The organism is Paenibacillus tundrae (assembly GCF_036884255.1).
Taxonomy (GTDB): domain Bacteria; phylum Bacillota; class Bacilli; order Paenibacillales; family Paenibacillaceae; genus Paenibacillus.
Genome location: NZ_CP145605.1, coordinates 4,136,330 through 4,153,401, shown reverse-complemented (window position 1 = coordinate 4,153,401; position 17,072 = coordinate 4,136,330). Strand labels below are relative to the sequence as shown.

At 45.7% G+C, this 17,072-nt stretch carries 20 protein-coding genes; 19 read left to right on the top strand and 1 reads right to left on the bottom strand.

Annotated features, from left to right (window positions below; translation table 11 throughout):
• Window positions 1-16: 16 nt before the first annotated feature.
• On the top strand, window positions 17-289 hold the full coding sequence (locus tag V6W81_RS18590) for an HU family DNA-binding protein (RefSeq protein WP_024630670.1): 273 nt from the start codon (window positions 17-19) through the stop codon (window positions 287-289).
• A gap of 67 nt (window positions 290-356) precedes the next feature.
• Here V6W81_RS18590 and V6W81_RS18585 read toward each other — a convergent pair whose 3' ends face one another.
• Window positions 357-518: a hypothetical protein gene (locus V6W81_RS18585; RefSeq protein WP_239287140.1), complete on the bottom strand. Its 162-nt coding sequence runs from the start codon at window positions 516-518 to the stop codon at window positions 357-359.
• 149 nt (window positions 519-667) lie between these two features.
• Here V6W81_RS18585 and mtrB point away from each other — a divergent pair, with 149 nt between their 5' ends.
• The 18 genes from mtrB (at window position 668) to trpA (ending at window position 17,040) form a co-directional block, all read left to right on the top strand.
• Entirely contained in the window at window positions 668-889 is a 222-nt protein-coding gene (gene mtrB, locus V6W81_RS18580; RefSeq protein ID WP_056696710.1) for a trp RNA-binding attenuation protein MtrB, read from the top strand.
• Between the two features lie 98 nt (window positions 890-987).
• Window positions 988-1,539 carry a hypothetical protein gene (locus tag V6W81_RS18575; protein WP_338540033.1) on the top strand — a complete coding sequence of 184 codons (552 nt, stop codon included), beginning with the start codon at window positions 988-990 and terminating at the stop codon, window positions 1,537-1,539.
• Between the two features lie 103 nt (window positions 1,540-1,642).
• The gene (locus tag V6W81_RS18570) at window positions 1,643-2,506 is read left to right on the top strand and encodes a heptaprenyl diphosphate synthase component 1 (RefSeq protein ID WP_338540032.1); all 864 of its coding nucleotides are present in this window, start codon (window positions 1,643-1,645) and stop codon (window positions 2,504-2,506) included.
• A gap of 11 nt (window positions 2,507-2,517) precedes the next feature.
• Window positions 2,518-3,246 (top strand): demethylmenaquinone methyltransferase, encoded by a 729-nt coding sequence (locus V6W81_RS18565; RefSeq protein ID WP_056696715.1) that lies wholly within the window; start codon window positions 2,518-2,520, stop codon window positions 3,244-3,246.
• A complete protein-coding gene (locus V6W81_RS18560; protein WP_338540031.1) occupies window positions 3,239-4,105 on the top strand; it encodes a UbiA-like polyprenyltransferase in 867 nt (288 codons plus the stop codon). The genes V6W81_RS18565 and V6W81_RS18560 overlap by 8 nt, the downstream gene beginning before the upstream one ends.
• A gap of 2 nt (window positions 4,106-4,107) precedes the next feature.
• Window positions 4,108-4,725: a UbiX family flavin prenyltransferase gene (locus tag V6W81_RS18555; RefSeq protein WP_338540030.1), complete on the top strand. Its 618-nt coding sequence runs from the start codon at window positions 4,108-4,110 to the stop codon at window positions 4,723-4,725.
• A 334-nt stretch (window positions 4,726-5,059) separates the two neighbouring features.
• Window positions 5,060-6,034 (top strand): polyprenyl synthetase family protein, encoded by a 975-nt coding sequence (locus V6W81_RS18550; protein WP_338540029.1) that lies wholly within the window; start codon window positions 5,060-5,062, stop codon window positions 6,032-6,034.
• Between the two features lie 160 nt (window positions 6,035-6,194).
• A complete protein-coding gene (gene ndk / locus V6W81_RS18545; protein ID WP_056696723.1) occupies window positions 6,195-6,638 on the top strand; it encodes a nucleoside-diphosphate kinase in 444 nt (147 codons plus the stop codon).
• 24 nt (window positions 6,639-6,662) lie between these two features.
• Entirely contained in the window at window positions 6,663-7,457 is a 795-nt protein-coding gene (locus V6W81_RS18540) for a CheR family methyltransferase (RefSeq protein ID WP_128102548.1), read from the top strand.
• A gap of 265 nt (window positions 7,458-7,722) precedes the next feature.
• The gene (gene aroC / locus V6W81_RS18535) at window positions 7,723-8,892 is read left to right on the top strand and encodes a chorismate synthase (RefSeq protein ID WP_056696727.1); all 1,170 of its coding nucleotides are present in this window, start codon (window positions 7,723-7,725) and stop codon (window positions 8,890-8,892) included.
• Between the two features lies 1 nt (window position 8,893).
• Window positions 8,894-9,988 carry a 3-dehydroquinate synthase gene (gene aroB / locus V6W81_RS18530; protein ID WP_338540028.1) on the top strand — a complete coding sequence of 365 codons (1,095 nt, stop codon included), beginning with the start codon at window positions 8,894-8,896 and terminating at the stop codon, window positions 9,986-9,988.
• 4 nt (window positions 9,989-9,992) lie between these two features.
• Entirely contained in the window at window positions 9,993-10,370 is a 378-nt protein-coding gene (aroH, locus tag V6W81_RS18525; protein ID WP_251381368.1) for a chorismate mutase, read from the top strand.
• 475 nt (window positions 10,371-10,845) lie between these two features.
• Window positions 10,846-12,417 carry an anthranilate synthase component I gene (gene trpE / locus V6W81_RS18520; protein WP_338540027.1) on the top strand — a complete coding sequence of 524 codons (1,572 nt, stop codon included), beginning with the start codon at window positions 10,846-10,848 and terminating at the stop codon, window positions 12,415-12,417.
• Between the two features lie 35 nt (window positions 12,418-12,452).
• Complete coding sequence (trpD, locus tag V6W81_RS18515; RefSeq protein ID WP_338544027.1) at window positions 12,453-13,526, top strand: anthranilate phosphoribosyltransferase; 1,074 nt, start codon at window positions 12,453-12,455, stop codon at window positions 13,524-13,526.
• Window positions 13,516-14,304, top strand: coding sequence for an indole-3-glycerol phosphate synthase TrpC (gene trpC / locus V6W81_RS18510; RefSeq protein ID WP_145047470.1), 789 nt, complete (start codon window positions 13,516-13,518; stop codon window positions 14,302-14,304). Before trpD ends, trpC begins: the two co-directional genes overlap by 11 nt.
• Window positions 14,305-14,342: 38 nt before the next feature.
• On the top strand, window positions 14,343-15,041 hold the full coding sequence (locus V6W81_RS18505; RefSeq protein WP_338540026.1) for a phosphoribosylanthranilate isomerase: 699 nt from the start codon (window positions 14,343-14,345) through the stop codon (window positions 15,039-15,041).
• The gene (gene trpB / locus V6W81_RS18500) at window positions 15,038-16,237 is read left to right on the top strand and encodes a tryptophan synthase subunit beta (RefSeq protein WP_145047468.1); all 1,200 of its coding nucleotides are present in this window, start codon (window positions 15,038-15,040) and stop codon (window positions 16,235-16,237) included. Before V6W81_RS18505 ends, trpB begins: the two co-directional genes overlap by 4 nt.
• Window positions 16,234-17,040, top strand: a complete 807-nt coding sequence (gene trpA, locus V6W81_RS18495) for a tryptophan synthase subunit alpha (RefSeq protein WP_056696739.1) — start codon at window positions 16,234-16,236, stop codon at window positions 17,038-17,040. The genes trpB and trpA overlap by 4 nt, the downstream gene beginning before the upstream one ends.
• Window positions 17,041-17,072 lie beyond the last annotated feature (32 nt).

Genomic DNA, 17,072 nt, shown 5'->3' with positions numbered 1-17,072 from the left:
AGGAGGTGAAAAACAAATGAATAAATCAGACTTGATTACACACGTGTCTGAAGCTACTGAACTGTCCAAAAAGGATGTAACGAAAGCGGTTGATGCCGTGTTCGAAGCAATCTCTGAGGCTCTTCAAAGCGGAGACAAAGTACAATTGGTTGGTTTTGGGAACTTCGAAGTTCGCGAACGTTCTGCTCGTAAAGGACGTAACCCGCAAACAGGTGAAGAAATCGAAATTCCTGCGAGCAAAATTCCTGCATTCAAACCAGGTAAAGCGCTCAAAGACGGAATTAAATAAGATTTCTACATATTCCATATGTCGACAAAAAGACCGTGACTTGTTCACGGCCTTTTCTTTTGCCCTTTTAAAGTGGATCTGAACGGCTGTCTGACGGATTCGTTTCTTCTGGCTGCAGGCTATAAGCGATTAAAATCAGTTCTTTGCCTGCGGCATCAGAGAGATGCTGTTCAACCTCTTGAATCTGGTGCACATGTTCTTCTGTTAGTGTTGCTGGAGTGTATTTCAAGAGTAATTCTCCTTTCTGTAACTAGATATTTTGTAGTATGACCCGTCATTGAATAATTGTTGCGTTTCATATGGATAGGACTCTGTTGACAAATGCAACGATTTTAATCATCATTAACGCTATTGAACTAGGAGAGGGGACGTTACGTGATGGACCATCCAACCGGCAGTGATTATATTGTCATTCGAGCGGAAGAGAACGGTGTACAGGTAATCGGCTTAACTCGGGGCCAGGACACGCGTTTTCACCATACAGAGAAGCTCGACAAGGGAGAAGTAATGTTTGCTCAATTCACGAATCATACTTCTGCTATCAAAATCCGGGGCAAAGCTACGCTGATTACCAAGCATGGTGAAATTCAGTCCGAATAATGAAAATTGCAGGCATAGCCTGCTTTTTTTCATTGTACAATGAGGTATGAGCCTTTACCGGACAGACTACACTAACAGGTGAGGGCAGGGAGGCGTTTATGAAACCCGGAATGATCCTTACCACTTCAGTGTTAGCAACGGTTGCAGCAGTTTTTCTGCTGGTGGCGATACAGAATTTACATATACGTACATGGGGCGAGGATCACGTACTGCCAGTCACAGCAACAAAAGCACCAGACGAATTATCCGATGAAAATTTGGTGGATGTGCTAAATTCTATGCATTTAACAACTCCCATCGCAAGAGTAGAATGGAAGCAATCCATTTTGAAACTCGACTTAAAGGTAATTGGAACGGGAACAAGCTATAGTGAAATATACGCCAACATGGCTGCGATTGCCGAGCTGAGTTTTCGGAGCTTGGACAATGTGGAACAAGTATTGCTTCGTGTTATGGCCGAGGATGAATGGCTGCATAAACAACATCTGTTGCTTGCCGCGGATATTCGCCGCAATGAATGGCCGATGGAAGCAATTGATAGCCTGCGAAATTGGAATAGTCCAGCGTTATCTGACGAATTAAAAGCCTGGTTTCATATTATGGTGACGGAACTCTGGAGGAAGCAGTTCGAAATGTTGAACCAGGGGTAATAGAATAGCAGGATTCAGTGCGTGTCCGATAAACATATGCTATAATATATAAGATTGTAGTGCAGAAAAAGGTTTAACAATGCAAAGTCTCGGAGGCTGGAGAATGAATTCATATCGCGTACCCCAACTAGCAAAAAAATATACGGATTACGACATGATTCGACAACATACGGAAATACCACCGTTTCCGGATAGCCGAGCGCGTCTGTTGCAGGTGTTTGTGAGCCGCACAGATGAGAAGCAGCATGATGAAATTTATGCTCTAGCTACCTCGCTCGTTCAGTTGGCCATGGATACGCATGATCGTATTGATACTTTATCCGGAGCACGTAGAGAACAGGAGATGCGATCTCGTCAGTTGAATGTGCTCGCTGGCGATTATTTCAGTAGTCGATTCTATCAATTGCTTGCCCATGCCAACCGGATCGAAATGATTGGTAAACTTAGTGGTGCAGTCGCTGAGGTTAACGTGGGTAAGATGTCATTATATGAACGTATGAAGAAGCTCGTCGTTTCGCCTGATGAATACTTACGTGAAACGGTACAGCTGAAAATGCAGCTGTTTCTTTCTTTTACAGACATAATCAGAGAAAAGGATCAGTCGATCTGGAAGCATCTGCTTGCGGAATTTAGCACTTGTGAGAACATTGTGGCAGAATTGCAGAAGCTAAATGATGAGAAAAGCTTTGTTTACAGTTATGCCTTCTGGAGTATCAATGAGCAGGGCAGTGATGAGGAACGGAAGGTTCTTCGTCAACCTGAGCCAGATATGCGTGCGTGGGCTGGACTGGTTTTGAAGTATCGAATTGGTGAAATCTTGCTGGACAAGCTTCGTAATAGCACACACCGCATACAGCAATTATTGCAAGACAAGGTGGAGGGTGAAAGTTTGCATGAAGTGCAGACGATTTTGGAACCTTACCTCACCTATTTGCAGCCTTCACATGCGGTAGTTAGGGAAGATTGAGGGGGAGACGAATGGGTAGCACAGAGACCAAACCGAAAGAAGAATTTGTCCATTCGGTTTTTCAGAGTATTGCGGGTAAGTATGATGTCATGAATGATATCCTAAGTTTTCGTAGGCACAAAGCTTGGCGTAAGTTCACGATGAAAAAGATGAACATGTCCCAAGGAGACACAGGGCTTGATCTGTGCTGCGGAACCTGCGACTGGACGCTTGCCATGGCGGAAGCAAGTGAAACGGGTCACATGCATGGTCTCGATTTCAGCAGTAACATGCTGGAGGTAGGCCAAACGAAGATTAATGCAGTGAATCGTGACAAGCAGATCACACTTGTGCAAGGAAATGCAATGTCACTTCCATTTGACGATAATACGTTTGATTACGTGACGATAGGTTTTGGTCTTCGGAATGTACCGGATCTGAGACAGGTTCTGTCTGAGATGCAACGTGTTGTGAAGCCGGGAGGCAAGGTGGTATGTCTAGAGCTATCCAAACCAACATGGCAACCTTTTAAAGGCATTTATTATTTTTATTTTGAACATATGTTGCCTAATATGGCCAAGCTATTTGCTAAGCGTTATGAGCAGTACAAATGGCTACCAGACTCGCTGGCACTATTTCCGGGAAGAAAGGAACTGGCGAGCATTTTTGAAGAAACCGGATTACAGCAAGTGCAGGCCTATCCTCTGACCGGAGGCATCGCGGCACTGCATATTGGAACCAAGGAGAATCAGCATGTTTAGGAAAATTCGTATCTTTTTAGAAATGATCAAGATTGAACACACGCTTTTTGCATTACCTTTTGCTTTTATGGGAGCTATTCTCGGTTCCATGTTAGTCAATGGCACCTTCCCGTCCTGGATGCAAATCTTCTGGGTACTACTAGCTATGGTAGGTGCGCGAAGTGCAGCATTTGGCCTCAATCGTATTATTGACCAGGCCATTGACGGCAAGAATCCACGTACGGCAATGCGAGCTATTCCAGCTGGATTGCTGAAGAACGGCGAAGTTATTATTTTCATTATTGTTTCATTTGTATTGTTATTCTGGGCATCATCCAATCTTAATGTGTTATCCATGCAATTGTTGCCTATTGCTGTATTTATGCTAGTACTGTATTCATATACCAAACGATTCACATGGCTATGTCATATCGTGCTTGGTATGACGATTGGTCTTGCTCCACTTGGGGGCTGGGTCGCGGTTACGGGTTCGATGGATTGGACAGCTATTGTACTCTACGTTACGATTGTATTCTGGACAGCAGGCTTCGATATCATCTATGCATGTCAAGATCTGGAGTTTGACAAGGGAGAAGGCTTGCATTCCATTCCTTCTCGCTTTGGATTGATTAAGTCATTGAACATCGCAAAGCTCTTCCATATCATTACGGCGATCGGTTTCTTAGCACTCTTGTTAATGACTGATCTCAGCTGGTGGTATGGTGCGGGTATGTTGATTACGTACGGTATTCTATTCTATGAACATTACATCGTATCACCTAATGACATGAGCCGAGTTCAAACGGCATTCTTTACGATGAACAGTGTGCTTAGCCTTGTGGTGTTTACGTTCACTTTGATTGATCTGGCGGTGAAGTAACGATGCAGCAGCCGGACAATAAACGCCTCGTCGTTGGTATTACTGGAGCCAGTGGAAGCATTTATGGCATTAGGCTGATTGAAACGTTACTTGATCTGGACTACACAGTGCATCTCGTGATTTCTAATGCGGGCTGGCGTGTGTTAAAAGAAGAAATGGACTGGGATATCACGAGCCGTGACGCTGTGCTTGAGGAAAAATTCGGGGGCCGCTCCGGCTCAATCATCTACCATCCCGTTAGCGATATTGGAGCTTCTATTGCGAGTGGATCTTATCTTGCCGAGGGTATGATTATTATGCCTTGCTCCATGGGAACTCTCTCATCTATTGCGCAAGGGTCATCTGATAATCTGATGTCTCGCGCAGCTGATGTGATGATGAAGGAAGCGAGACCGTTAATTCTCGTTCCACGAGAGACGCCGCTGCATGCAATCCATTTGGAGAACATGTTGAAGCTCTCTAGATTAGGTGTGCGCATGATTCCGGCGATGCCGGCTTTTTATTACAAACCTCAGAGTATGGACGAGTTGATTATGTTTTTGGTGGGTAAAGTGCTGGATAGTCTGCGCATACCGCATCAGCTCTTCAAGCGATGGGGAGAACCGGATGAACGGGGTTAACAACTGGAAGCTAACTATGTCCCTGTGGCTAGTAAGAAGATTATGCTTCTGGTTGTCGCCCCGCACCCGGGGTATTGGTGAGTGCTGATGAATGCTTGTGATGGCACACAGCCTTGACCCATACTCCGGCAACTTCTGTATCCTTGTTTCAGAATACGTCGAAGAGTTTAAATCCCGGATGTCGGTCATGGCATTCGAAGAAATGTGGCACGACATATAGAACACAAGTAGGGACGGCGAGCCCGGGCTTTCGTTATGCCTGCAGGCCGGAATTGCTGGAGGGGAAGGTAAGCATGGATTTTTGGACTGACAATACGCTGATACGGGTGAACGAATGAAACTATTAGATATTTTCGGGTTGCTAAAAAAAGATATGGATTACATTGAAAAAGAGTTATATCGCAGTGTTCAAGGGGAACAAAAGTTGCTGAGTGAAACTTCGCTTCACTTGCTCAAAGCAGGTGGGAAACGTTTACGCCCCGTATTTGTGCTGCTTGGTGGGAAATACGGTACATATGATATTGAGCGGCTAAAGCTCATTGCGGTTCCGCTCGAATTGATACATTCGGCTTCCCTTGTACATGATGACGTCATTGATAATGCGGCAACTCGTAGGGGTAAGCCGACAGTGAAATCCAAGTGGGATAATCGGATTGCTATGTACACCGGGGATTATATTTATGGGAAAGCGCTCCAACTGACTGCTGGTTTATCCGACCCGGCAATTCATCGTATTCTGGCCAAGGCAATGGTTCAGATGTCCATCGGTGAGATGGAGCAGATTCGCGACTTTTTTAACACTGGACAAAGTGTTCGTAATTATCTTCTTCGTATTCGGCGTAAAACGGCATTGCTGATTGCAGTGAGCTGTCAATTGGGAGCTCTTGCGACACGTGCACCCAAGGAAGTATCTTCTCTGCTATATACCTACGGGTATAATGTGGGCATGGCGTTCCAGATTCAAGATGATGTGCTGGATCTGGTTGGAACAGAGAAGCAATTGGGTAAGCCTCCGGGCAGTGATATGAAGCAGGGAAATATTACGTTACCTGTGCTCTATGCATTACAAGAACAGCAGTTACGTGAACCACTACTAGCAGAAATTACTCGTGTTCAACACGAGGACGGACGTGCAAGCGCATCAGATGCAATTGGAATGATTCGCCAAAGTCAAGGAATTGCTAAAGCAGAAGCACTCGCTGACCGATATATGAAGAAAGCGCTCGATGCTCTGGATCAGCTGCCTAACATCAAGACCAGCAAAAATTTGCGTGATATTGCTCATTTTGTCGTTAAACGTACTCATTAATTTCAGGTGTCGATTGAATTCAGGATTGGCAGTTGAATGACTCATGCACGAATGTAGAAGTGACAATCCTCATTGGGAGGAAATGCACTTGTATGTTACAATCAAAGGGATTGCGTCTACATATTGAAATAACTTTGAACCGTGAGTGAGGAGTGAGCCAATGGATCGTACATTTTTAATGGTGAAGCCTGATGGTGTGCAGCGTGGTTTGATAGGGCGTATTGTTAGCCGTCTGGAGGACAAAGGGTTTAAAATGGTTGCGGGCAAGCTGGTGCAGATGACGGAGGATCAAGCTAAGCGACATTATGCCGAGCATGAAGGCAAGCCGTTCTTCGATGAATTAGTTGGATTTATTACATCTGGACCTGTATTTGCGATGGTTTGGGAAGGTGACGATATCGTGGCATTAGCACGGATCGTAATCGGCAAGACCAATGTGAAAGAAGCAGCTCCAGGTACTATTCGTGGAGATTTTGCTAGTCACACACCGCATAACCTAATTCATGGGGCAGATTCGCCGGAAAGTGCTACCCGTGAAGCAGCAAACTTCTTTAGTTCTGAGGAATTGGTAACGTACGACAAGAGCATCGCAGCCTGGTTGTAATTTATTAACCAGAAGGGTGATACGATGCTGGAGCAGGAACAACAACTAGACCCGGATTATGCCGGATTCATTCGTAAAATCAAAGAGAGCACGGGCATTGACCTTGCTCAATACAAGGAAGGCCAGATGAAAAGACGGCTGACCACACTTCGCAACAAAAACGGATTTAATACATTTTCTATTTTTTTTGATGCAATGCAGAAGGATAAGTCCCTATTCTATGAATTTTTGGATCGTATGACGATTAACGTATCCGAATTCTGGCGTAATCCGAATCGTTGGGAAGTGCTTCGGGATCAGATTTTACCTGAACTGGTAGGTTCCAAGCGTAAAGCGAAGGTATGGAGTGCGGCTTGTTCAACAGGTGAGGAACCGTATACGTTAGCTATGATTCTTGATACGATGGGGATTCTCAAGGATAGCTCGATCACAGCAAGTGATTTGGACGAAGGAGCAATTGCCAAAGCCAAAGAAGGTCGTTATATGGAGCGTTCGCTCAAAGATGTACCTAAGGAAACGGCTGAGCGCTACTTCAAGCAGGATGGCTTGGTGTACCGAATTGATGAGAAGCTCAAAAGTTCGGTTAAGTTTGTGAAGCAAAATCTGTTGTTGGATCGTTTCGATGATGGGTACGACCTGATTGTGTGCCGGAACGTAATGATCTATTTCACCGAGGAAGCCAAAAACCTGTTGTATCACAAGTTTGCAGCAAGTTTGCGTCCAGGCGGTGTTTTATTCGTGGGTAGTACGGAGCAGATTTTCTCTCCTGGGCAGTATGGCTTGGAGACAGCAGAAACATTCTTTTATCGCAAGAAATAAGTTCATTTCGTAATGACTAGATATTGTTCATAACCGTCTGGGTTACACATGTTCATGTGTACGCTCAGGCGGTTATTTTGCAAAGCAGGGAGAAATGAAGCAAGAGCAGTACAATAATTCAGAACAATGAACGGAGTCGAAAGTTCGTTTTGGTGCAAGAAAACGTGTGCTTTCTTGTCAAAGCGGGTCAGCTATACTATAATGAGCAAAGAAATTATGGGATTTTAGCAATGTGCAGTTTAACAGTTTAAAGGGGGAACGTATTATGAGTTTACGTTATTTGACCGCAGGGGAAACGCACGGACCCCAATTGACAGCTATTATTGAAGGATTGCCGAGCAATCTGAATATTGACTTTGAAGAATTGAACTTCCAGCTTCACCGCCGCCAAAAAGGATATGGTCGTGGACGCCGGATGCAAATTGAAAAGGATCAGGCAACGTTCGTTGGTGGAATTCGCCATGGATATACGACAGGAGCACCTGTAGCACTTGTTGTTGAAAATAATGACTGGAAGCACTGGCAGAAGATTATGAACATCGAGCCAATCGAAGGCAGTGACGAAGAGAAGCGTCGTGTGCATCGTCCACGTCCAGGACACGCTGATCTTAACGGTGGACTCAAATATAACCTGAAGGACTTACGTAACGTGCTAGAGCGTTCTAGTGCACGTGAGACTACAGTACGTGTAGCATGTGGTGCAATTGCACGACAATTTCTAGCAGAATTCGGAATCAAAGTTGCTGGACGTGTCCTACGTATTGGAGAGATTGAGGCTCCGTATCGTGATCTGCCAATCGATGAATTGATCGAGGTAACAGAAGCTTCGTCAGTACGTGTAACGGACGCAGAGACGGAGAAGAAGATGGAAGCATACATTGATCAAATCAAACAAGAAGGCGACTCGATCGGCGGTATTGTTGAATGTATCGTTGAAGGTGTACCTATTGGACTCGGTAGTCATGTACAATATGACCGCAAATTGGATGCCCGAATTGCTCAAGGTGTAATGTCCATTAATGCATTTAAAGGGGTAGAAATCGGTATCGGGTTCGAAGCTGGTACGATTCGTGGATCCCAAGTGCATGATGAGATTATGCATACGGATGAGCGTGGCTACCATCGTGCAACGAATCGTTTGGGTGGATTCGAAGGTGGTATGACTAACGGCATGCCTGTCGTTGTACGAGGCGTAATGAAGCCAATTCCAACTCTTTATAAGCCGCTTCAGAGCGTGGATATCGATACCAAGGAAGCTTTTTCAGCTCAGGTTGAGCGTTCCGACGCATGTGCAGTTCCAGCAGCAAGTGTTGTTATGGAGCATGTGGTTGCATGGGAGATTGCAAAAGCGTTCCTAGAGAAGTTCGGTGGAGACTCCATGGAGGAAATCCGCGCGAACGTTGCAAGCTACCAAGCTCAATTGGAGAACTACTAAAATGCGCCAGTTAACAGTTCAATTGGAGGAAAGATCATACCCGATTCTGATTGGTTCTGGTTTATTGGCACAAGCACCTCACTTTTTTGAGCAGTATGGTCTAACGAAGAAGAGCCCGCTATTAATTATTACGGATGCAAATGTGGCTCCTAAATATTTGTCCACGCTTGAACAAACGCTGAGCACGGCTGGATTTACAGTTGTCTCAGCCGTTGTTCCTGCTGGTGAAACATCGAAGTCACTATCCGTTTACCAAGATATGATGACAGCTGCAATTGAAGGCAAGCTAGATCGAAGCTCAGCGATAATTGCTTTAGGCGGTGGCGTGGTAGGTGATCTGGCTGGATTCGTTGCAGCTACATATATGCGTGGAATCAAGTTCGTTCAAGTACCAACAACGATACTGGCTCATGACAGCAGTGTAGGCGGTAAGGTTGCAGTCAATCATCCGCTTGCCAAAAATATGATCGGTGCTTTCCACCAGCCGGAGCTCGTGCTCTATGATGTAGATACACTGCAATCGTTGCAACCTCGTGATGTATCTGCTGGTTTATCCGAGATGCTGAAGCATGGCTTGATTCGTGACGAAGCGTTCGCACGTTGGTGTGAAGAGCATGCAGAGCAGTTGCTCGCATTAGATCCAGAGGCACTTGGCTATGGACTTGAGCGTGGATGCGGAATTAAGGCAGAGATTGTATCTAGAGATGAACGCGAAAATGGAGAACGAGCGCTGCTAAACCTGGGTCATACGATTGGTCACGCTATTGAAGCAATTGCTGGATACGGCGAATTCCTGCATGGTGAAGCAATCTCGATTGGTATGGCTGGCTCAGCATTGCTTGGAGAGAAGCTGGGAGCCCCAGCAGGGCTGTATGATGATACGGTTCGTATGCTTCGTGCCTTGCGTCTTCCTGTAACTTTGCCGAGTCATCTAGGTACAGATGCATTAATGGAAGCGATGATGCATGACAAGAAGTTCCGTGAAGGACATATGGTCTTCATTATTCCTGAACGTATTGGTGCAGCTCGAATTGAAAAAGACGTGCCTGTGTCAACTGTCATGGAAGTGATTGAATTGCTTAAGAAGGGAGATTAACAACATGGTGACACGCGGAATTCGCGGGGCTACAACAGTCACGCATAACACCGAAGAACATATTTTGCAGGAGACGGCAATATTGTTACAAGAGATCGTAGATCGTAATGATATTACGCCGGAAGATATCTGTAGTGTCTGGATCACAATGACGGGAGATTTGGATGCAGCTTTTCCTGCAAAAGCCATTCGCCAGTTGGAAGGCTGGGAGCTTGTGCCGCTAATGTGCGCACTGGAGGTTCCAGTAGAAGGGGCATTGCCACTATGTATTCGTTTTATGGTGCATGTGAACACAGCCAAAGCCCAGAATGAAATTAATCATGTATACCTGAATGGTGCGCAGGCATTGCGTCCAGATCTCGCAGCACCTTCCGGTTCATAATTCCAGTGGTTGTCAAACCGAATGGAATCATGTATAGTGAGAAGCAGTTGAGTAGAGTTTAGATTGAGCTGAGAGCAGCTGAGCTAGTGGAGTAATAGCAGAGTCCAGCGGGTGGTAGCCGGAGTAACATAGGCCGGTCAACTGATTCGCGGTACGTCGCGCTATAGGATTACAGGATTAGGGAAAGAGACGTGTCCAGTGACATCGTTTTGTTTTGGTATAACCTGTTCAAATTGAGACAGATTCTATGAGTATTATCATAGATGAATGGATTTGATTCAGTGTACCTGAACGGAACATGTGTATAATGGATGTACGTTTAATCTACCGATAACCTGATGAATCCGGCAAAAGATGTATAGGGACTTGTTATTTATAAAACACGAACTTGTTGAATACAGCTTATAACCAAACCTCTACCTGATGGTAGAGGTTTTTTTGTATATATGTACCTAATCTGAAAGGACGTGATCTAATGATAACGCCAAACGTTAATCAAGTACTGAAAATGTCAAATGAATATAATCTGATTCCCGTTGTTAAACGGATCTTGGCTGACATGGAGACGCCAATCCGAATCTTCCGCCGTTATGCCGACAATGACCGAGCGTTTCTGTTGGAAAGTGTCGAGGGTGGAATTCAATGGGCGAGATATTCCTTTGTCGGTACAGATCCGTTCCTGATGATTTCCGCCAAAAAAGGCCGAATCGTAGTAGAAGAGGCAGGGCATACTCGGGAGCTTCCTGGTAAGCCGATTGAAGAGCTGAAGGCTCTTTTGCGAAAGTACCGTAGTCCTAAAGATGATGAGCTTCCTCCATTTACAGGCGGAGCGATTGGATTTTTCGGATACGACCTTCTGCAATATTATGAGAAGCTTCCAGCTCACGCGCTGGATGATCTCAATATGGATGATATTCGCTTTATGTTCTGTGATCAGATTATCGTTTTTGACCATGTGAAGCAACAAATGCTGCTTGTAGGTAATGTGCATGTAAGAGATGGAGCTACGGATGATGAAATACGCCAAGCTTACGCACTGACTTCTGAGAAGCTGGAGCAGGCTGCGGAGCGTTTGCAGCAACAAGGCCCTGGTGAAAACTTGAATCCTCGTTCGATTCCAGGTGATGTTGAGCTAGGGGATATTCGTTCCAATCTGACGAAAGAACAATTTATTGGCAATGTGGAGCAGGCTAAAGAGTACATCCGCGCAGGAGACATTTTTCAAGTGGTGCTATCCCAGCGTTTTCACATTGATACCGAAGTTTCTCCGCTTCACGTATACAGAGTGCTGAGAACGTTGAATCCATCACCTTATATGTACTATCTGAAGATGGATGATGAAATTATCGTAGGAACCTCGCCTGAGGCGTTGGTTAAAATAGATGGAAATCGAGTGGCGACACGACCGATAGCTGGCACACGTCCAAGAGGCGCAACGGAAAGTGAAGATCGTGCACTTGCAGCAGATCTGCTACAAGATGAGAAGGAGCGTGCAGAGCATTTAATGCTGGTTGACTTGGGTCGTAACGATCTGGGACGGGTATCCAACTTTGGCACCGTAAAGTGTGACATGTTTATGGAAATCGAGCGGTACTCTCACGTTATGCACATGGTATCGAATGTGACAGGTGAGCTTAGAGAAGATAAGGATTTCTTCGATGCATTTCTGTCCTGTCTGCCTGCGGGAACTGTATCTGGTGCACCGAAACTGCGGGCAATGGAAATTATTGCGGAGCTTGAGCGTGAGGCACGTGGGGCATACGCGGGAGCGATCGGTTATCTTGGTTTCTCGGGCAATATGGATTCTTGTATCACGATCCGAACCATTATTTTCAAAAAGGGAAAAGCTTATGTACAGGCTGGAGCGGGAATTGTATGGGATTCTGTGCCTGAGAAGGAATATGAAGAGACGGTGAATAAAGCCAAAGCGTTACTCAAGGCGATTCGGACAGCGGAAGCGATGTTCCCAGTCAAGAGCAAACATCATGGATTGAAACTTGCCAATGCTGATTATTTTGTCAGTCCAGCAGGCGTCGCAGAAAACTGAGAGAGGAGAGACCGGATATGAACATAAATCCTGTAATGAATGATAACTTACAGCAACTGACTTCAACGCCTCAATCGGAAGAGGGGATGAAACAAGGTCTGGCTAAAATTTTGGAGGGACACGATCTCCAGCAAGCAGAAGCACGTGACCTGATGTACTCCATTATGAAAGGCGAGGCTACTCCGGCTCAAATCGGAGGTTTGCTGATGGCGCTGCGGATGAAAGGTGAAACCGTGGATGAAATTACTGGTTTTGCCGAGGCTATGCGTGGTCAAGGTGGCAGAATTCTTACCGATGGTAATGGGCTGTTAGATACTTGTGGTACAGGTGGCTCAGGTATTCACAAATTTAATATCTCCACGGCTTCGGCAATTATAGCATCAGCAGTTTCTGTTCGGGTTGCCAAACATGGCAATCGTTCTGCATCAGGTAAAGCAGGCAGCGCGGATGTGCTTGAGGCGTTAGGGGTTAATATTCATCTGAATGGAGAGCAAGCGAGACAATGTCTTGATGAGATTGGAATATGTTTCTGTTTTGCTCAAGTGTATCATCCATCAATGAAGCATGCAGCTGCACCGCGCAAAGAGCTGGGTGTGCGTACAATCTTTAATATGCTCGGACCATTAACGAACCCTGCTGGCGCAGACCGCCAATTGCTTGGTCTGTACGACCGCAGCCGCACACCGATGATTGCTGAGGTTTTGAATCGTCTGGGCTTAAAGAGAGCATTGGTAGTTGCTAGTCATGATGGTCTGGATGAAATCAGTATTTCTGCACCTACGCAAGTATCGGAGTTAAGAAATGGAGAAGTGCATACGTATGACATTGATCCACGCAATATGGGCTTAAACTTGCATCCACTTGAAGCGGTACTGGGAGGAGATGCAGTCCAAAATGCCGAAATTATTAAACGGATCTTCCAGGGAGAGCGGAGCGCGTATCGTGATGTTGTTTTGCTTAATGCTGGAGCATGTATCTATGTGTCTGGTCTTGCGGATAGCATTGCGGAAGGTGTGACTATGGCTGCTGAGGCTGTAGATACAGGGAAAGCTGCTGGGAAACTGGAACAGTTAATATACACAACGGAGGCGTACAGTCATGTATCTTGATCGAATCGTTGCAACCAAACAGCAGGAAGTCGAAGTGCTCTCACAAACATTTAACATGGATGAGGCGCTTAAAGAGATTGAGCAGTTGCCAGTAACACGTGGGTTTGAACGGGCGTTAGCAGAGCGGCGTAACCGGAGACTGGGGCTTATTGCCGAAGTGAAGAAGGCTTCCCCGTCCAAAGGATTAATTCGACCGGACTTTCATCCGGTGAACATTGCATTAGCTTATGAACGAGCTGGAGCAGATTGTATCTCTGTACTCACAGATGTTTCTTATTTTCAAGGAAGTGCAGCGTATTTGAAGGAGATCCACCAAGCTGTGAACATTCCATTGCTTCGTAAAGATTTTATTATAGATGAGCGTCAGATTGCCGAGGCAAGACTGCTAGGAGCAGATGCTATTCTGCTGATTGCAAGTATACTGACACAAGATCAGATTCGACGTTACTTGGATTTTGCCAAAAGTATAGGTCTGGATGCTTTAATTGAAGTGCATGATCAAGCTGAACTAGAGCAAGTATTGGAGATACCGCAGGCAACGCTTATCGGGATTAACAATCGGAACCTGAAAACATTCGAGACCAGTCTGAATACAACGCTAGATCTCATGAAGTTGATTCCATCAGGGGTGACACTCATCAGCGAAAGTGGTATTGATGGTGCTGAACGGTTGGAGGAACTAATTACAGCGGGTGTTCACGGAATTCTCGTTGGGGAGCATCTGATGCGTAAAGATGATGTTGAAGCGGCTGTGAACGAATTAATGGGTTCTCGATGATGAATGAATATACGAACGACGGTACGGGGAGCAGAGACATGAATCTGCATAAACAACCGGCTGCGGCCGTAAAAATTTGTGGACTTCAGGACGTTGAAGTGCTAAAATCGATGATAAACTTGCCTGTTGATTATATTGGTGTTGTTTTTGCTAAATCCCGTCGCCGCATTGAGCCCGAGCAGGCTGCTGAATTAAAACAAGTATTGCTTGCGTGGACGACATTGGATCGACCGAAGTTAACCGGGGTATTTGTTAATCCTACATTGGAAGAGCTTGAATACGTCATGGACGCGGTACAATTAGACGTGATACAGCTACATGGACAGGAAACGCCGGCCTTCTGTGAGCAGGTGAAACAACGTTGGCAGACTGAAGTGTTCAAAGCTTTTTCCTTCCCGAAAAATGAGTCGGGTACCGAAGTGGATGATACCACGTTAACGACACTTAATAGTTACGTGCACACAATAGATGCTATATTACTCGATACGTATGATCCTCAATATGTTGGTGGTTCTGGTCATACCTTCGCTTGGGAGCGGATTCCAACCTATGCGAAGTGGGCGAGAGATCACGGCATTGTCTTGTTTGTGGCTGGAGGTTTGCAGCCTGATAATGTTCAACAATTGATTCAGGCATATGCACCGAATGGTGTTGATGTCTCAAGTGGAGTAGAGACGGACGGAATAAAAGATATCGCAAAAATTACAGCATTTGTAGAGAGGGTGAAGCAGGCATGACACATCAATTGCCGGATCAACATGGGCGTTTCGGCTCCTTCGGAGGCCGCTTTGTTCCAGAGACACTAATGAACGCATTAATTGAACTAGAGGAAGCATACAGCCGCTTTTCAGAAGATGAGGAATTCAATAAAGAATTAAACTATCTTCTCAGTGAGTATTCTGGTCGGGAGACACCACTGTACTATGCAGAGCAGCTCTCTCGTCGTTTGGATGGCCCTAAGGTGTACCTGAAGCGCGAGGATCTGAACCATACGGGTGCACATAAAATTAATAATGCCATCGGACAAGGATTGCTTGCTAAACGGATGGGCAAAAAGAAGGTTATTGCTGAAACAGGAGCAGGTCAACATGGAGTAGCTACAGCAACGGTTGCTGCTTTGCTTGGTTTAGAGTGTAAGGTATTCATGGGTGAAGAAGATACAGAGCGTCAACAATTGAATGTATTCCGGATGAAGTTGCTCGGTGCAGAAGTAATTCCAGTAACGTCAGGAACGAGAACATTGAAGGATGCAGGGAACGAAGCTCTGCGATATTGGGTTAGCAACGTTGAAGATACATTCTATGTCTTGGGTTCAGTTGTAGGGCCACACCCATATCCAATGATGGTGCGTAACTTCCAACGGGTGATTGGAGATGAGACTCGTCGTCAGATTCAAGAGCTTGAAGGTCGTCTGCCTGATGTTATTGTGGCAGCAGTAGGTGGAGGAAGTAATGCCATCGGTATGTTCTATCCATTTATTGGTGATGCAGATGTGAAGCTTGTGGGTGTCGAAGCAGCAGGCAAAGGTGTGGATACTGAATTTCATGCGGCAACGATGAGCAAAGGAACACATGGTGTATTCCAAGGCTCTATGAGCTATTTGCTGCAGGATGAATATGGACAGGTTCAGCCGGCTCATTCCATCTCTGCTGGCTTAGATTATCCGGGCGTTGGACCAGAGCATTCCTATCTTAAAGATATCGAACGTGCGAAATATGTTCCGATCACGGATCAGGAAGCATTGGATGCGCTGCAATTGCTCTCAAGAACCGAGGGAATTATACCTGCTCTAGAATCTGCTCATGCCGTTGCGCAGGTAGTCAAGCTTGCTCCTGAACTCACATCTGATGATATTGTCGTGATTTGTCTATCAGGTCGTGGAGATAAGGACGTCGAATCCATCATGAAGTATACGGGAGGGCAATTCGCATGAATCTAATGGATCAAACCTTCCAACAATTGAAAGAGCAGAATCGAACAGCACTTATTCCTTTCCTAACCGTTGGAGATCCCAATGTGGATACAACGGTAGAGATTATTAAAGAGCTTGAACAAGCAGGTGCAGATATTCTAGAGCTAGGTGTACCTTACTCAGATCCTCTTGCCGACGGCCCTGTCATTCAGCGTGCTTCCGAGCGGGCACTGAAAAGCCAGATTACCATTCGTACTTGTATGGAGACGGCAGCTAAGGCGCGCGAGGCTGGAGTGAAAATGCCTTTTGTCTTGTTTACGTATTATAATCCTGTGTTGCAGACTGGGCTTGATGTGTTTTTTGATGAACTGCTCAAGCATGACATCAGTGGCATGATTATCCCGGATCTTCCGATCGAAGAAGCTGAAGAGATGCGTCGTCGTGCCGAAGCAGCGGGGGTGCATTTGGTACCGCTGGTTGCACCTACGTCCAATGCGAGAATTGAGCGGATCGTCTCAGGTGCACGCGGCTTCATCTATTGCGTGTCTTCCCTTGGTGTAACCGGAGAGAGAGCATCCTTCTTTGAAGGAGTCGAGCAGTTTATTGAAACGGTAAAAAGCTTAACTGACATTCCGGTAGCTGTTGGTTTCGGTATCTCTAGCCGTGAACAGGTAGCGCATTTCTCCCGTATTTGTGATGGGGTTGTTGTGGGTAGTGCCATTGTTCGTCAGGTGGAGGAAGCCATCCCGCTCCTGGAGAATCCAGAGACACATCAGGCAGGGCTGTTGCAAATTCGCAACTTTGTGGCACAATTAAAAGGATAGGGACTATAGTTCATAATCCCTCGTTATGTATT

Bases quoted from the DNA above. Each gene is read 5' to 3' on its own strand.
- V6W81_RS18590 (WP_024630670.1), top strand. From the start codon at position 17: ATGAATAAATCAGACTTGATTACACACGTGTCTGAAGCTACTGAACTG.
- V6W81_RS18550 (WP_338540029.1), top strand. From the start codon at position 5,060: ATGAAACTATTAGATATTTTCGGGTTGCTAAAAAAAGATATGGATTAC.
- V6W81_RS18505 (WP_338540026.1), top strand. From the start codon at position 14,343: ATGAATCTGCATAAACAACCGGCTGCGGCCGTAAAAATTTGTGGACTT.
- V6W81_RS18555 (WP_338540030.1), top strand. From the start codon at position 4,108: ATGCAGCAGCCGGACAATAAACGCCTCGTCGTTGGTATTACTGGAGCC.
- V6W81_RS18570 (WP_338540032.1), top strand. From the start codon at position 1,643: ATGAATTCATATCGCGTACCCCAACTAGCAAAAAAATATACGGATTAC.
- trpE (WP_338540027.1), top strand. From the start codon at position 10,846: ATGATAACGCCAAACGTTAATCAAGTACTGAAAATGTCAAATGAATAT.
- V6W81_RS18575 (WP_338540033.1), top strand. From the start codon at position 988: ATGAAACCCGGAATGATCCTTACCACTTCAGTGTTAGCAACGGTTGCA.
- trpA (WP_056696739.1), top strand. From the start codon at position 16,234: ATGAATCTAATGGATCAAACCTTCCAACAATTGAAAGAGCAGAATCGA.
- mtrB (WP_056696710.1), top strand. From the start codon at position 668: ATGGACCATCCAACCGGCAGTGATTATATTGTCATTCGAGCGGAAGAG.
- V6W81_RS18560 (WP_338540031.1), top strand. From the start codon at position 3,239: ATGTTTAGGAAAATTCGTATCTTTTTAGAAATGATCAAGATTGAACAC.
- V6W81_RS18565 (WP_056696715.1), top strand. From the start codon at position 2,518: ATGGGTAGCACAGAGACCAAACCGAAAGAAGAATTTGTCCATTCGGTT.
- ndk (WP_056696723.1), top strand. From the start codon at position 6,195: ATGGATCGTACATTTTTAATGGTGAAGCCTGATGGTGTGCAGCGTGGT.
- aroB (WP_338540028.1), top strand. From the start codon at position 8,894: ATGCGCCAGTTAACAGTTCAATTGGAGGAAAGATCATACCCGATTCTG.
- aroC (WP_056696727.1), top strand. From the start codon at position 7,723: ATGAGTTTACGTTATTTGACCGCAGGGGAAACGCACGGACCCCAATTG.
- V6W81_RS18540 (WP_128102548.1), top strand. From the start codon at position 6,663: ATGCTGGAGCAGGAACAACAACTAGACCCGGATTATGCCGGATTCATT.
- trpD (WP_338544027.1), top strand. From the start codon at position 12,453: ATGAATGATAACTTACAGCAACTGACTTCAACGCCTCAATCGGAAGAG.
- trpC (WP_145047470.1), top strand. From the start codon at position 13,516: ATGTATCTTGATCGAATCGTTGCAACCAAACAGCAGGAAGTCGAAGTG.
- aroH (WP_251381368.1), top strand. From the start codon at position 9,993: ATGGTGACACGCGGAATTCGCGGGGCTACAACAGTCACGCATAACACC.
- trpB (WP_145047468.1), top strand. From the start codon at position 15,038: ATGACACATCAATTGCCGGATCAACATGGGCGTTTCGGCTCCTTCGGA.